Here is a 14,317-nt window from a genome sequence, read left to right as displayed (position 1 = left end):
ATTAACCTACTAAGACTTACTAAGTTAACTATTCAATATTAACTCCGATTGTGATGGTAAACTATCCTGTTATTTTTGTCAAGGGGTTAGTGGCCCAATTTTGTAGGTTGAGTTTAATACGAAACCCAACAAATATGATAATAATTAATTGTTTATATCTCCCCGTATTGCAATTTTGTAGTTTAGGTTAAGGAGCAAAACCCAACAAATATGATGATAATTAACAGATGTTGGGCAGATGTTGGGTAAAGACTATAAATTGGAAGACTCGTTTTCTGACACTTGGATGAAAGCCTGAAAATTTTGTTGGGGATCCCACTGAATGGCTCCATCTCTACCTGTAAAAAAAAGTTTCGTCCCTTGTAGTATTTGATCTGAACTATTTTTATTAACCTTATTGGTAGGTGCGATCGCTACTTGTGGTTTTAAAGCAGTTGTTAAATCTTCCAAAGACTCTGATGGGGACCATACCACTTGAGGAGATAACAGGTTGCCATCTTGTGCCAGTTGGGCAATTTGTTGAGACTTAACACTGCCAATTAGTAACCAATTTTGTCCAAAAACTTGTAATTGGAGAATTGGTAGTCTATCATTATTGAAATTTGCCATCACTGAACCTGTGTTAACCGATTGACCCGATGATAAAGGTTGATAGTTAGTCTGTTTTTGTCGTAACAGTTCTCGAAGTACCTGGGTAGTTACCGGATTATTTTGGGGGGAGGTATAATCCAAGAAGTTTTTAATGTGTAAATTATCAATAACTTCAGACCAGGCATTATTTGCATCTCCAGAAAAATTAGTAGATATTGCCCAATCAATGTGATTAATTCCCTGCTGGCGAAGAAAAGGTAAAATAGTAAAACGTCCCGTGCCAGGATCACCACTATTAATGAGAGTAACTTGGCCCCGATCTTGAATTACCAAAACAGGCTCACTATTGGTTGCCAGGAGGGTTATTTTTAATAAATTGCCGGTGTAGTACCAAATAGGAATAACTGCCAAAATGGTAGCAATCAAACCAGCGAACCACCATCTTTTTTGCCACCAAGGTACTAAACAGGTAGTAACAATTAAGCCATAGATAATCAACATTTGCCAAATTGATATACTACCAATATTTAGGGAATTTCCTGGCAAATTATCAAAAAATTGTGCCATTTTAATTAAAATATGGGCAGGATAATATAAGAAACTTGCCACATAGCTACCTAAATCTGACAGGGGTAAACTTAGCAACCCACTAATCATTCCCCCAAGACTAAGAATAGAAATCAGAGGGGTGGCAATAATATTGAGGGGTACACTGTAAATAGCCACAGTGCTAAAAATATGTAGGAGTAAGGGAAGAGTCCAAATTGTAGCTGCAAGGGGAACGGAAATCAAAGTAGCCAATAGGGGAGGTAACCAATCCAATCGTTGAGTAATAGGGGTTGCAGTAACCATCAAACCCAAAGTAGATAAAAAGCTCAATTGAAAACCTAAATCCCAAATCCACACCGGGTTAAATAATAGTAAAAGTGTAGCTGCTAAGAGCAAAGATCCCAATTGTTGAACCTTTCTGTCTAAAGCCAAACCAATCAAAGCAGCAAATCCCATAATTACTGCTCGCAGGATAGATGGTTGTAACCCAGCCAAACCCAGAAAAATTATCAACCCCAAAGCTCCACAAAAAACTTGCACTTTTTTATTGGCGGACTTGGTTAACTGTAAAACCACTGCCAGAATAAGAGAAGTTTGAAAACCAGAAGCAGCTAGAGCATGGGCCAAACCCACATTAACAAATAAATCTCGAATATTATAGGGTAAGTCCACTGCTTTATTACCCAGAACCATAGCACTGACTAAAGGACCTTCAGGTACACCCAAAAGACGGATCTGGGAACGGACAATTTGTTGGCGAATTTGCCACCATCCCCAAGGGATATGCTCATCAATCAGATTAACCTGTTTACCAATCAAACCAGCAAAACTACCCTCTTGACGGAGGTATTTTTGAAAATCAAAACCCCCAGGGTTATCAGCTGGTTTAGGTTTATATAACATTCCGGTAACAGTGACTTGTTGACCAGGATATAAACCCGTAGCTTGCAGTATAGGTACTGTCACATATAATTTACCAGTTACTACCCTGGGTAAACCAGCAGGACCGCGATCGTTTTTTACCTCATCCAGTTGTTTGGCCTGGAACCAAAATTGTCCTCGCTGACTACGAGTCAACCGGGGGGTATTGACAACTTCACCTCGAATAACCACCAACTGGGCCTGATTAGTATTATTTTCACTGGAGATAAATGAACTAACGTCTTGAGATCCCGGTTGAGGAGTGCGAAATTGACAATAAAAGCTGGCTATTAAACCGACTAAGCCAGCTATTAACCATACTCGCGGATGAGGTAGAGTTAGGGGGGCGTTTACCCCTTTTTGCCCTTGAGTAATAGATTTGATGTGATAGGGAAAAAACCTCCTCACAGCCAGGAAAACTCTGGGAAAAGAAATTGCCGCCAGCACACCAAATCCTAAAATAAAAAATCCCCCCCAGGGAAAAATACTGAGTAGTAGACCCAAAATATAAGCAAGACAAATAATCAACCTTCCCTACCTCCATTATTTTTGAGCAGGGGGAACCCCAGTTTTTGGCGTTGCTCCACATATAAATGGGCTACTTTCCTGGCTAGGTGGCGAATTCGGGCAATATATCGAGTTCGTTCTGTTACAGAAATCACCCCCCTAGCATCAAGCAAATTAAAAGTGTGGGAGCATTTGATAATATAATCCAACGTAGGTAAAACCAAACTCTTTTCTGCAAGCTGAGATGCTTCCTGCTCATATATGTGAAAGAGATTGAGCAACATTTCGGGATTGGAGGCCTCAAAGTTATAGACACACTGTTCAATCTCACCTTGAAGATGAACATCACCATAGGTGATGTGGTCTGTCCAATGAATTTTGGTGATAGCTTCCACTTGTTGGAGGTACATTGCCAACCTTTCCAGTCCATAAGTAATCTCAATGGAAACCGGACGACAATCAATCCCCCCACATTGTTGGAAATAGGTAAACTGGGTAATTTCCATACCATCCAACCAAACTTCCCAACCGGTGCCCCACGCACCAACTGTTGCATCCTCCCAATTGTCCTCCACAAACCGAATATCGTGGTCTTCTGGAAGAATACCCAAAACCCTTAAAGAATCAAGATAAATCTCTTGGATATTATCCGGTGAAGGTTTAATTAAAACTTGATACTGATAATAGTGTTGAAACCGATTAGGGTTTTCACCATAGCGCCCATCGGTAGGACGACGACAGGGTTCAACATAAGCTACTGACCAGGGTTCAGGACCTAAAGCCCTTAAAAAGGTATGGGGGTTTTTAGTTCCCGCACCTTTTTCCATGTCATAGGGTTGGGCAATTAAACAACCACGCTGTCCCCAAAATTGATGTAGAGCTGCTATTACTGACTGAAAATTCACTGTAACCTCCACGCCTAGATTTTTTTTAGCTTGACAAAAGGAGTCTTAGCACCTATAAACCCATAAATGCAACTAAAATGTGACTATCTTTTAGTGGTTTTGGTGGCGACTGCCAAACCATTATTGCCCAAAGACGGTATTATAGGGAGGTTTCAGCCCCTAAAATTTTGCCAAAAAACTTTTTTCCAAAAAAAATCAAAAAAAGTGAAAAAAGTAGTTGACATTCCCAGAGAGGTTCGATATATTGAATAAGTGGCTGAGAGAGACGCAAGAAAAAGCGGCTCCTAGGTACACCCGAACCTTGAAAATAATATAGTTTGAAAGACAGTATAAAGCAATCTACTAGTCAAGAAAATAATACCAGACTGAGGTAATCAGTCAAAGAAAGAGCTAAAAACAAACTTAACAAAACGGAGAGTTTGATCCTGGCTCAGGATGAACGCTGGCGGTATGCTTAACACATGCAAGTCGAACGGGATGCTTAGGCATCTAGTGGCGGACGGGTGAGTAACGCGTGAGAATCTGGCTCCAGGTCGGGGATAACAGTTGGAAACGACTGCTAATACCGGATGTGCCGAGAGGTGAAAGATTTATCGCCTGGAGATGAGCTCGCGTCTGATTAGCTAGTTGGTGGTGTAAGGGACCACCAAGGCGTCGATCAGTAGCTGGTCTGAGAGGATGATCAGCCACACTGGGACTGAGACACGGCCCAGACTCCTACGGGAGGCAGCAGTGGGGAATTTTCCGCAATGGGCGAAAGCCTGACGGAGCAATACCGCGTGAGGGAGGAAGGCTCTTGGGTCGTAAACCTCTTTTCTCAAGGAAGAAGAAAGTGACGGTACTTGAGGAATAAGCATCGGCTAACTCCGTGCCAGCAGCCGCGGTAATACGGAGGATGCAAGCGTTATCCGGAATGATTGGGCGTAAAGGGTCTGCAGGTGGAACTGAAAGTCTGCTGTTAAAGAGTTTGGCTTAACCAAATAAAAGCGGTGGAAACTACAGAACTAGAGTGTGGTAGGGGCAAAAGGAATTCCTGGTGTAGCGGTGAAATGCGTAGATATCAGGAAGAACACCGGTGGCGAAAGCGTTTTGCTAGACCATAACTGACACTGAGGGACGAAAGCTAGGGGAGCGAATGGGATTAGATACCCCAGTAGTCCTAGCCGTAAACGATGGATACTAGGCGTGGCTTGTATCGACCCGAGCCGTGCCGGAGCTAACGCGTTAAGTATCCCGCCTGGGGAGTACGCACGCAAGTGTGAAACTCAAAGGAATTGACGGGGGCCCGCACAAGCGGTGGAGTATGTGGTTTAATTCGATGCAACGCGAAGAACCTTACCAAGACTTGACATCCTGCGAATTCCGGTGAAAGCCGGGAGTGCCTTAGGGAGCGCAGAGACAGGTGGTGCATGGCTGTCGTCAGCTCGTGTCGTGAGATGTTGGGTTAAGTCCCGCAACGAGCGCAACCCTCGTTTTTAGTTGCCAGCATTAAGTTGGGCACTCTAGAGAGACTGCCGGTGACAAACCGGAGGAAGGTGAGGATGACGTCAAGTCAGCATGCCCCTTACGTCTTGGGCTACACACGTACTACAATGCTACGGACAGAGGGCAGCAAGCCAGGGATGGCAAGCGAATCCAGAAACCGTAGCTCAGTTCAGATCGAAGGCTGCAACTCGCCTTCGTGAAGGAGGAATCGCTAGTAATTGCAGGTCAGCATACTGCAGTGAATTCGTTCCCGGGCCTTGTACACACCGCCCGTCACACCATGGAAGTTGGTCACGCCCGAAGTCATTACCCCAACCGAAAGGAGGGGGATGCCTAAGGTAGGACTGGTGACTGGGGTGAAGTCGTAACAAGGTAGCCGTACCGGAAGGTGTGGCTGGATCACCTCCTTTTAGGGAGACCTACCCATTGAGGAATCGAAAGCCGCAGGCGAATAGAGAATCAAATGGTCTACTCTAGGTCGATGACGTAAGATTGTGAAGTCTTTCAAACTAATATTTGGTTCGCGAGAGGGCTATTAGCTCAGGTGGTTAGAGCGCACCCCTGATAAGGGTGAGGTCCCTGGTTCGAGTCCAGGATGGCCCACCTGAATGGGGGTTTAGCTCAGCTGGTAGAGCGCCTGCTTTGCAAGCAGGATGTCAGCGGTTCGAGTCCGCTAACCTCCACATTAGGAAGAAACTAGCAACTAGGAAAGACCTAGACTGCTGGTGGAAACCAGCCAGAACCTTGAAAACTGCATATAGATAGATAAGAGAGCCGAAATCGAAAGATAGAAGCAAGTGAAGAACCAAGTGGTCAAGCTAATAAGGGCTCATGGTGGATACCTAGGCACACAGAGGCGAAGAAGGACGTGGTTACCTGCGAAAAGTTCCGGGGAGTTGGAAGCAAACAGAGAGCCGGAAATATCCGAATGGGGCAACCCTGAACACTGCCTGTTGAATATATAGACAGGAAAGAGCGAACCTGGCGAATTGAAACATCTTAGTAGCCAGAGGAAAAGAAATCAAAAGAGATTCCCCGAGTAGTGGTGAGCGAAAGGGGAAGAGCCTAAACCAAGGGGTATACCTCTTGGGGTAGTGGGACAGCAACATCGAATCCAGAGACTAGACGAAGCAGCTAAATACTGCACCAGAGGGGGTGAAAGTCCTGTAGTCGAAAGTCAAAGGATAGAAGCTGAATCCCGAGTAGTACGGGGCACGAGGAATCCCGTATGAATCAGCGAGGACCATCTCGTAAGGCTAAATACTACTGTGTGACCGATAGAGAACAAGTACCGCGAGGGAAAGGTGAAAAGAACCCCGGGAGGGGAGTGAAAAAGAACATGAAACCGTGAGCTTACAAGCAGTGGGAGTCCGATTAAACGGATGACCGCGTGCCTGTTGAAGAATGAGCCGGCGACTTATAGGTACTGGTAGGTTAAAGCGGGAATGCTGGAGCCAAAGGGAAACCGAGTCTGAAAAGGGCGATAATCAGTATTTATAGACCCGAACCCTGGTGATCTAACCATGGCCAGGATGAAGCTTGGGTAAAACCAAGTGGAGGTCCGAACCGACCGATGTTGAAAAATCGGCGGATGAGCGGTGGTTAGGGGTGAAATGCCAATCGAACCAGGAGCTAGCTGGTTCTCCCCGAAATGTGTTGAGGCGCAGCGGTAATGAAAAAATTGGGGGGTAAAGCACTGTTTCGGTGCGGGCTGGGAGACCGGTACCAAATCGAGGCAAACTAAGAATACCCAAGGAACACATTGCCAGTGAGACGGTGGGGGATAAGCTTCATCGTCAAGAGGGAAACAGCCCAGACCACCAGCTAAGGTCCCCAAATCATCACTAAGTGAAAAAGGAGGTGGGGTTGCAAAGACAACTAGGAGGTTTGCCTAGAAGCAGCCACCCTTGAAAGAGTGCGTAATAGCTCACTAGTCAAGCGATCCTGCGCCGAAAATGAAAGGGGCTAAGTGATGTACCGAAGCTGTGGGATTAGAAATAATCGGTAGGGGAGCGTTCCGTAGTAGTGAGAAGCAGTAGCGGCAAGCAGCTGTGGACGAGACGGAAGTGAGAATGTCGGCTTGAGTAGCGCAAACATTGGTGAGAATCCAATGCCCCGAAACCCTAAGGGTTCCAGAGGCAGGTTCGTCCACTCTGGGTTAGTCGGGACCTAAGGCGAGGTCGAAAGGCGTAGTCGATGGAGACCGGGTCAACAATCCCGGACTACAATATGGGAGCAGAACTAGGGACGCATGAAAGATAGCCACGCCCTGAATGGATTGGGAAGACCGTTACGACGGTCGAGTGGTGAAGGAAAGTGCCAAGAAAAGCTAGGGTTGTGATGAACATATAGTACCCGTACCCGAAACCGACACAGGTAGGGAGGTTGAGAATACCAAGGGGCGCGAGATAACTCTCTCTAAGGAACTCGGCAAAATGGCCCCGTAACTTAGGAAGAAGGGGTGCCTGCTGAAAAGCAGGTCGCAGTGAAGAGATCCAGGCGACTGTTTACCAAAAACACAGGTCTCCGCCAACTCGAAAGAGGACGTATGGGGGCTGACGCCTGCCCAGTGCCGGAAGGTTAAGGAAGTTGGTCAGTGGAAACATGAAGCTGACGACCGAAGCCCCGGTGAACGGCGGCCGTAACTATAACGGTCCTAAGGTAGCGAAATTCCTTGTCGGGTAAGTTCCGACCCGCACGAAAGGCGTAACGATCTGGATGGTGTCTCAGAGAGAGACTCGGCGAAATAGGAATGTCTGTGAAGATACGGACTACCTGCACCTGGACAGAAAGACCCTATGAAGCTTTACTGTAGCCTGGAATTGTGTTCGGGCTTGGCTTGCGCAGGATAGGTGGGAAGCGAAGAACTTCTCCTTGAGGGGGGAAGGGAGCTAACGGTGAGATACCACTCTGGCGAAGCTAGAATTCTAACTCATCACCGTAAGCCGGTGAGAGGAAAGTTTCAGGTGGGCAGTTTGACTGGGGCGGTCGCCTCCTAAAAGGTAACGGAGGCGCGCAAAGGTTCTCTCAGCACGCTTGGAAACCGTGCGACGAGTGTAAAGGCAAAAAGAGAGCTTGACTGCAAGACCAACAAGTCGAGCAGGGACGAAAGTCGGCCTTAGTGATCCGACGGCGCAGCATGGAATGGCCGTCGCTCAACGGATAAAAGTTACTCTAGGGATAACAGGCTGATCTCCCCCAAGAGTCCACATCGACGGGGAGGTTTGGCACCTCGATGTCGGCTCATCGCAACCTGGGGCGGAAGTACGTCCCAAGGGTTGGGCTGTTCGCCCATTAAAGCGGTACGTGAGCTGGGTTCAGAACGTCGTGAGACAGTTCGGTCCATATCCGGTGCAGGCGAAAGAACATTGAGAGGAGTCCTCCTTAGTACGAGAGGACCGGGAGGAACGAACCGCTGGTGTACCAGTTATTCCGCCAGGAGTAGACGCTGGGTAGCCAAGTTCGGAGAGGATAACCGCTGAAAGCATCTAAGTGGGAAGCCCACCTTAAGATGAGTGTTCTCACTACGAGAGTAGGTAAGGTCACGGGGAGAAGACCCGTTGATAGGCTTTATGTGGAAGTACAGTAATGTATGTAGCAGAGAAGTCCTAACAGACCGAGGGCTTGACCTCGAAAGGTAATTCATTCTTATCAAAATATATGCAGTCTTCAGGGTTTTGAAGTGGAAACTTTGAAATCGACAAGTTTTCCTGGTGTCTATGGTGCGGTGGAACCACACTGATCCCTTCCCGAACTCAGAGGTGAAACGCTGTTGCGGCGACGATAGTATGGGGGTTGCCCTATGTCAAAATAGCTCGATGCCAGGTTTATTATTATATAACCGCTCATTCCATGTATTATGGGGTGAGCGGTTTGATTTTACTTACAAAACAGCGATCGCCTATTTTTAAAAACATTTACCTTAATGCAAAACCCCACCGTTAATTATGGTGTATGTGAATTCATTGTATTATAGGATGGGCGGTTTGATTTTACTTACAAAACTGCGATCGCCCGTTTTTAAAAACATTTACCTTAATGTGGAACCCCACTGTTAATTATGGGATACGTGAATTCATTGTATTATAGGATGGGCGGTTCGGTTTTACTTTCAAAACTGCGATCACCTATTTTTAAAAACATTTACCGTCAATTAGGAAATGCTTCGCAAGCGGTTTGGTTTTATACATTGTTGTGAGTTAAAGACTCAATGACGGCATTCCCTACCATGCGTTTTTTCGCTAAATGTTTTTTCCACAGTTTACTAGCACCAAAACAAATACCTAATGCTGCTAATACTGCTCCAGAATCTGATTCAAAAGGAACAGGAGTAACATGTAGTGGTAGTCCATCTGCAGTAAATGATGTGGTAGAGTTGGAATCGTCTCGGAAAAATTGAAGCCTGTTCGAGTATCCATCATTACCATATGTTCCTAAATTTAAATAGTTACCATCTTGGCTAAAACTGGCATTAGCATAAGTGATAATACCACCTGTAACGGTAAAAGCATTGCTAGCAGCATAATGAAAGTTGTAAATACCGAGTCCTTGATTATTAGGACTACTTGTAACCTGTGCTGTAATACCAGAACCAGGGTTATTACCCTCCTGTAAACCGATTAATGTTCCTTTGACGAGCCCGTTAGTACCACCAGTCACATCCTGAAACTGGAAAGGGAAATTAAGGAGCGTAATGGCTTTTGCCGGGGCAGCACTTAACAACACCGAAGCTGCAAATCCAGCTACAACAAGGGTTTTAGCAATTATGGGGGGGGTAGAATCTTTGATTTTGAACATTAGGATCACACCTTATCTAGCGCACGTGGACGATTACGACATTAATATAGTATAGTTCCTGGTAATCGTCAAGTGTAACATAACTTAACAATACAAATTTTCCAATGTATTCTAGGGTGGGGGGTTTGATATAAGTATTTATTTAACTGGCAACAATTTTGTCACCTTGAGTTTAAAGCCACCAACTCCAGTTTCTCCAAAAGACCTCACTCTAATAATATACTTCCCAGCTTCAGTGATGCGGACAAATAACAGGGAATTACTGGTGCGATCTGGACCATCATCATTTTCCCCTACAGTCAAACCATTGGGACCTAAAAGTGTGATAATTGTATCGAAATTTTCCGAAGACGCATCAATCACTAGGTTATCTCCCTTGTTCAGGTTGACTTGATAATCACGCGCAAATCCCCCTTGACCCGTGGGAATGTCCTTTAGAGTCAATTTATCTGTAATCTCCCCTTCTAGCTTTAATAGAATGGGATTATATCAGAAGTGTTGAATGTTAAGAAAGTTGTGATAAAAATTGCCCAAAATATATTAAAATTTGGGCAACCCATATCAAAATATTGATTTGATAATGATCATAAATTCATTCCCCAAGATTGTCAAGGATATCCTCAGACCTTTACCAAAAAATGATTATCCAGTTTTGAACAGCCGTCTTTATGTTGAGTGTTGGTTGGCTTATGCCTTGGATAATAGTTTAACAAGTATGCGGGACTTATTTACAAGATTAAACCATACAGGTATTGATGTAAGAATTTCGACATTTTCCAAAGCTAACAAACACAGGAATCAAGAGATATTCCAAAATATTTATCATCAATTGAATAAATTGGTACAAAAAAAAGCTTATAAAAAGCTACATGATAAATACGCAATTTGTCCAATCGATTCAACAATAATTACTTTAACAAGTAAGTTGTTATGGGTTTTAGGTTATCATCAAGTAAAATTGTTTAGCTCCTTGAATCTTTCTACGGGAAGTCCAGAAGATAATTTGATAAATTTTGGACATAATCATGATTACAAATTTGGCTCATCAATGATGTCTAATTTACCTCAAGATGCAGTTGGGGTAATGGATAGAGGTTTTGCAGGACTAAATTTTATACGGGAGTTAGTACAAAAAGACAAATACTTTGTGGTACGAATTAAGAATAATTGTAAACTAGAATTTGAAGTAGAAACTGGATTAGTAAAAATCGGTTCGGCGAGTCATGCTTCTGCTTACAGGGTAGTTAACTTTTGTGATATATTATCCCTATTTCCAGTTTGGGCGATCGCCTATTTTTAAAAACATTTACCTTAATGTAAAACCCCACCGTTAATTATGGTGTACGTGAATTCATTGTATTGTGCCTTCAAAATTGCGATCGCCTGTTTTTAAAAACATTTACCTTAATGCAAAACCCCACCGTTAATTATGGTGTATGTGAATTCATTGTATTATAGGATGGGCGGTTTGATTTTACTTACAAAACAGCGATCGCTCGTTTTTAAAAACATTTACCGTCAATTTAATGTAGAACCACACTGTTAATTATGGTGTACGTGAATTCATTATATTATGGAGTGGGCGGTTTGATTTTGCTTCCAGCGATCGCTTGTTTTTAAAAACATTTACCTTATAAATACTTACTTAACTGGCAACAATTTTGTCACCTTGAGTTTAAAGCTACCAACTCCAGTTTCTCCAAAAGACCTCACTCTAATAATATACTTCCCAGCTTCAGTGATGCGGACAAATAACAGAGAATTACTGGTGCCATCTGGACCATCATCATTTTCCCCTACCGTCAAACCATTGGGACCTAAAAGTGTGATAATTGTATCGAAATTTTCCGAAGACGCATCAATCACTAGGTTATCTCCCTTATTCAGGTTGACTTGATAATCACGCGCAAATCCCCCTTGACCCGTGGGAATGTCCTTTAGAGTCAATTTATCTGTAATCTCCCCTTCTAGCTTTAATAGAATGGGATTATATATATTATCCCTATTTCCACTCTGGGCGATCGCCTGATGAGAGTAAATAATTATTGATAAAACAGTTATGGGCAGAATAAGTACCTTTTTGAGAAAGGGCATACAGTAGCTGTTCATAGTTTGTTAATAGGTTATGAATAAATTATATATTCTATGGATTATGCTTAATAGCTTTAGCTACAGTAGCGCAACCAATGACATTTATTCCGTAACCATCGAGGGTATGTATAGCAGAATTAGCGGTTGCTCCTGTAGTGTAAATATCATCAACCAGCAATATGGGTTTATTAGGATAGTGATTAACAAGATCCTTGCCCAAATCAAAAGCACCCATTAAGTTCTTTTGCCTGTTATCAGCTGATATTTCAAATTGTGGTTGTGTATGTTTAATTCTAATTAGTCCATGGGATTTTAACCTGAGCCCTGTCACATCACAAAAACCTCTGGCAATAAGCTCAGATTGATTAAAACCTCGTATCTTCATTTTATCCGGGTGTAATGGTATGGGTACAATTACAGGAGCTTGATATTTACAGCTAGAATTTAACAACCATGATCCTCCTAGGAGCTGGCCCAAAAAGAGCGCGATTTCTGGGCGGTTTTCATATTTCATCATCATAATAGCCCTTTTTAATATTCCCCCGTAGCTACCCCAAGCAAAAAGAGGTATGGGGGATGAGCAATTAGGGTCGTGTAAACAACTTTTTTGCAATTGTTGATTACAGTATGGACAAAATAAGTTTGGTGTATTACGTTGGCAAAGAGGACAGTTATTCTGCAAAAAGAGATTTAGTAGACCTTTCAGCATAGTCATTAGCCATCACAGACTGCATCCCCAATGTAACACAATTATTCCCACTTCACAAGAATTTCTAGCGTTTTCTATAATTGAAATAAAATGTTTTCAACCCTCACTTTACCAAATGGTCAGGTGAAACCTATAATTGTTAGCCATCATTAGTTTACGTAGTTATGTCTAAGGTTCTTGTTTCCGATCCAATTGATCAAGCTGGTATTGATATTCTCTCTCAAGTAGCTACAGTTGATGTCAAAACAGGCTTAAAACCAGCCGAATTAGTAGCAATAATTGGTGAATATGACGCACTCATGATTCGTTCGGGAACCCGCGTTACAGAAGAAATTATCGAAGCTGGTACCCAATTAAAAATTATTGGTCGTGCTGGTGTAGGTGTGGATAATGTAGATGTGCCAACTGCCACTCGAAAAGGCATTGTAGTAGTTAATTCCCCTGAAGGAAATACCATTGCAGCAGCAGAACATACCCTGGCAATGATGTTATCCTTATCTCGTCATATTCCTGATGCTAATGCCTCCCTGAAAAAGGGAGAATGGGATAGAAAAACCTTTGTTGGTGCAGAAATATACAAAAAGACCCTAGGTGTTGTTGGATTAGGAAAAATAGGTTCCCATGTAGCCCATGTGGCCAAAGCCATGGGCATGAAATTATTAGCCTACGATCCTTTTATTTCCACCGAAAGGGCCGAACAAATCGGTTGTCAGCTAGTAGATCTAGACCTACTTTTTCAACAAGCGGACTATATCACCCTACATATTCCCAAAACACCGGAAACAACCAACTTAATTAATGCTAAAACCCTAGGGAAAATGAAACCCACCACCCGCATCATTAATTGTGCTAGGGGTGGTATAATTGATGAGCTGGCCCTAGCGGATGCCATTAAAAACGGTAAAATCGCCGGTGCTGCACTAGACGTATTCCAGTCTGAACCCCTGGGAGATTCCCCCCTAAGATCCCTGGGCAAAGAAATAATTCTTACGCCTCATTTAGGTGCATCTACTACGGAAGCCCAGGTGAATGTCTCCATAGATGTGGCGGAGCAAATTAGGGATGTATTATTAGGACTACCAGCTCGCTCAGCGGTAAACATTCCCGGATTAGGGCCTGACATTATAGAAGAGCTCAAACCCTATATGCAGTTAGCAGAAACCCTAGGTAACCTGGTAGGACAATTAGCAGGTGGAAGAATAGAAACACTGAATGTTAAACTCCAAGGAGATCTGGCTACTAACAAAAGTCAACCCTTAGTAGTAGCAGCCTTAAAAGGACTACTATATCAAGCATTAAGGGAACGGGTTAACTATGTTAATGCAACCATAGAAGCCAAAGAAAGAGGTATTCGAGTCATTGAGACTAGGGATGCTTCAGCCAGAGATTATGCCGGTTCATTGCATTTAGAAGCTACAGGTACCTTAGGAACTCATTCTGTCACTGGTGCTTTATTAGGAGAGAAGGAAATACACCTCACAGATGTAGATGGGTTCCCCATTAACGTACCACCGAGCAAATATATGCTATTTACCCTGCACCGAGACATGCCAGGAATTATTGGCAAATTGGGTTCCTTATTGGGGAGTTTCAATGTCAACATTGCCAGCATGCAAGTGGGGAGAAAAATTGTGCGAGGTGATGCGGTTATGGCTTTGAGTATTGATGACCCATTACCAGATGGTATTCTGGAAGAAATTAAACAAGTTTCTGGAATTCGGGATGCTTATACAGTAACCCTATAGGTTTGGGTTGGGGAAGT

6 protein-coding genes, 2 tRNA genes, 3 rRNA genes and 2 pseudogenes are annotated in these 14,317 nt (G+C 43.5%); 7 read left to right on the top strand and 6 right to left on the bottom strand.

The genetic code is table 11. The features are described 5' to 3' along the window. Positions 1 to 252: 252 nt before the first annotated feature. Together IAR63_RS06910 and glyQ are read right to left on the bottom strand one after the other, a co-directional pair. On the bottom strand, positions 253 to 2,589 hold the full coding sequence (locus tag IAR63_RS06910) for a ComEC/Rec2 family competence protein (protein WP_141303517.1): 2,337 nt from the start codon (positions 2,587 to 2,589) through the stop codon (positions 253 to 255). Then, positions 2,586 to 3,473: a glycine--tRNA ligase subunit alpha gene (gene glyQ / locus IAR63_RS06905; protein ID WP_187707064.1), complete on the bottom strand. Its 888-nt coding sequence runs from the start codon at positions 3,471 to 3,473 to the stop codon at positions 2,586 to 2,588. Before glyQ ends, IAR63_RS06910 begins: the two co-directional genes overlap by 4 nt. A gap of 407 nt (positions 3,474 to 3,880) precedes the next feature. Between glyQ and IAR63_RS06900 the strand changes: the two genes are divergently transcribed. The 5 genes from IAR63_RS06900 (at position 3,881) to rrf (ending at position 8,785) form a co-directional block, all read left to right on the top strand. Then, positions 3,881 to 5,368, top strand: a 16S ribosomal RNA gene (locus IAR63_RS06900). A 119-nt stretch (positions 5,369 to 5,487) separates the two neighbouring features. After that, positions 5,488 to 5,561 (top strand) — tRNA-Ile (locus IAR63_RS06895). A gap of 7 nt (positions 5,562 to 5,568) precedes the next feature. Further along, positions 5,569 to 5,641: transfer RNA gene (locus IAR63_RS06890), tRNA-Ala, on the top strand. 128 nt (positions 5,642 to 5,769) lie between these two features. Continuing rightward, positions 5,770 to 8,590: ribosomal RNA gene (locus tag IAR63_RS06885) — 23S ribosomal RNA — on the top strand. Positions 8,591 to 8,667: 77 nt separating this feature from the next. Further along, positions 8,668 to 8,785 (top strand): 5S ribosomal RNA (rrf, locus tag IAR63_RS06880). Together the 16S, 23S and 5S rRNA genes with 2 tRNA genes alongside form the textbook arrangement of a ribosomal RNA operon. A 355-nt stretch (positions 8,786 to 9,140) precedes the next feature. Here rrf and IAR63_RS06875 read toward each other — a convergent pair. Then, a complete protein-coding gene (locus IAR63_RS06875) occupies positions 9,141 to 9,755 on the bottom strand; it encodes a hypothetical protein (RefSeq protein ID WP_187707063.1) in 615 nt (204 codons plus the stop codon). A 138-nt stretch (positions 9,756 to 9,893) separates the two neighbouring features. After that, positions 9,894 to 10,244: pseudogene (locus tag IAR63_RS06870) on the bottom strand (PPC domain-containing protein); the annotation flags it as partial. A 91-nt stretch (positions 10,245 to 10,335) separates the two neighbouring features. Here IAR63_RS06870 and IAR63_RS06865 point away from each other — a divergent pair. Then, positions 10,336 to 11,016, top strand: a pseudogene (locus tag IAR63_RS06865) (transposase); the annotation flags it as partial. Positions 11,017 to 11,396: 380 nt separating this feature from the next. Here the strand turns inward: IAR63_RS06865 and IAR63_RS06860 are convergent. Then, positions 11,397 to 11,864 carry a PPC domain-containing protein gene (locus tag IAR63_RS06860; RefSeq protein WP_187707062.1) on the bottom strand — a complete coding sequence of 156 codons (468 nt, stop codon included), beginning with the start codon at positions 11,862 to 11,864 and terminating at the stop codon, positions 11,397 to 11,399. A gap of 34 nt (positions 11,865 to 11,898) precedes the next feature. Then, entirely contained in the window at positions 11,899 to 12,561 is a 663-nt protein-coding gene (locus IAR63_RS06855) for a ComF family protein (protein WP_187707061.1), read from the bottom strand. Between the two features lie 158 nt (positions 12,562 to 12,719). Between IAR63_RS06855 and serA the strand changes: the two genes are divergently transcribed. Then, complete coding sequence (serA, locus tag IAR63_RS06850) at positions 12,720 to 14,300, top strand: phosphoglycerate dehydrogenase (protein ID WP_187707060.1); 1,581 nt, start codon at positions 12,720 to 12,722, stop codon at positions 14,298 to 14,300. Positions 14,301 to 14,317 lie beyond the last annotated feature (17 nt).

Origin of the sequence: Cylindrospermopsis curvispora GIHE-G1 (assembly GCF_014489415.1) — a bacterium.
GTDB classification, from domain to species: Bacteria; Cyanobacteriota; Cyanobacteriia; order Cyanobacteriales; family Nostocaceae; genus Raphidiopsis; species Raphidiopsis curvispora_A.
This window is presented reverse-complemented; position numbering and strand designations above follow the sequence as displayed.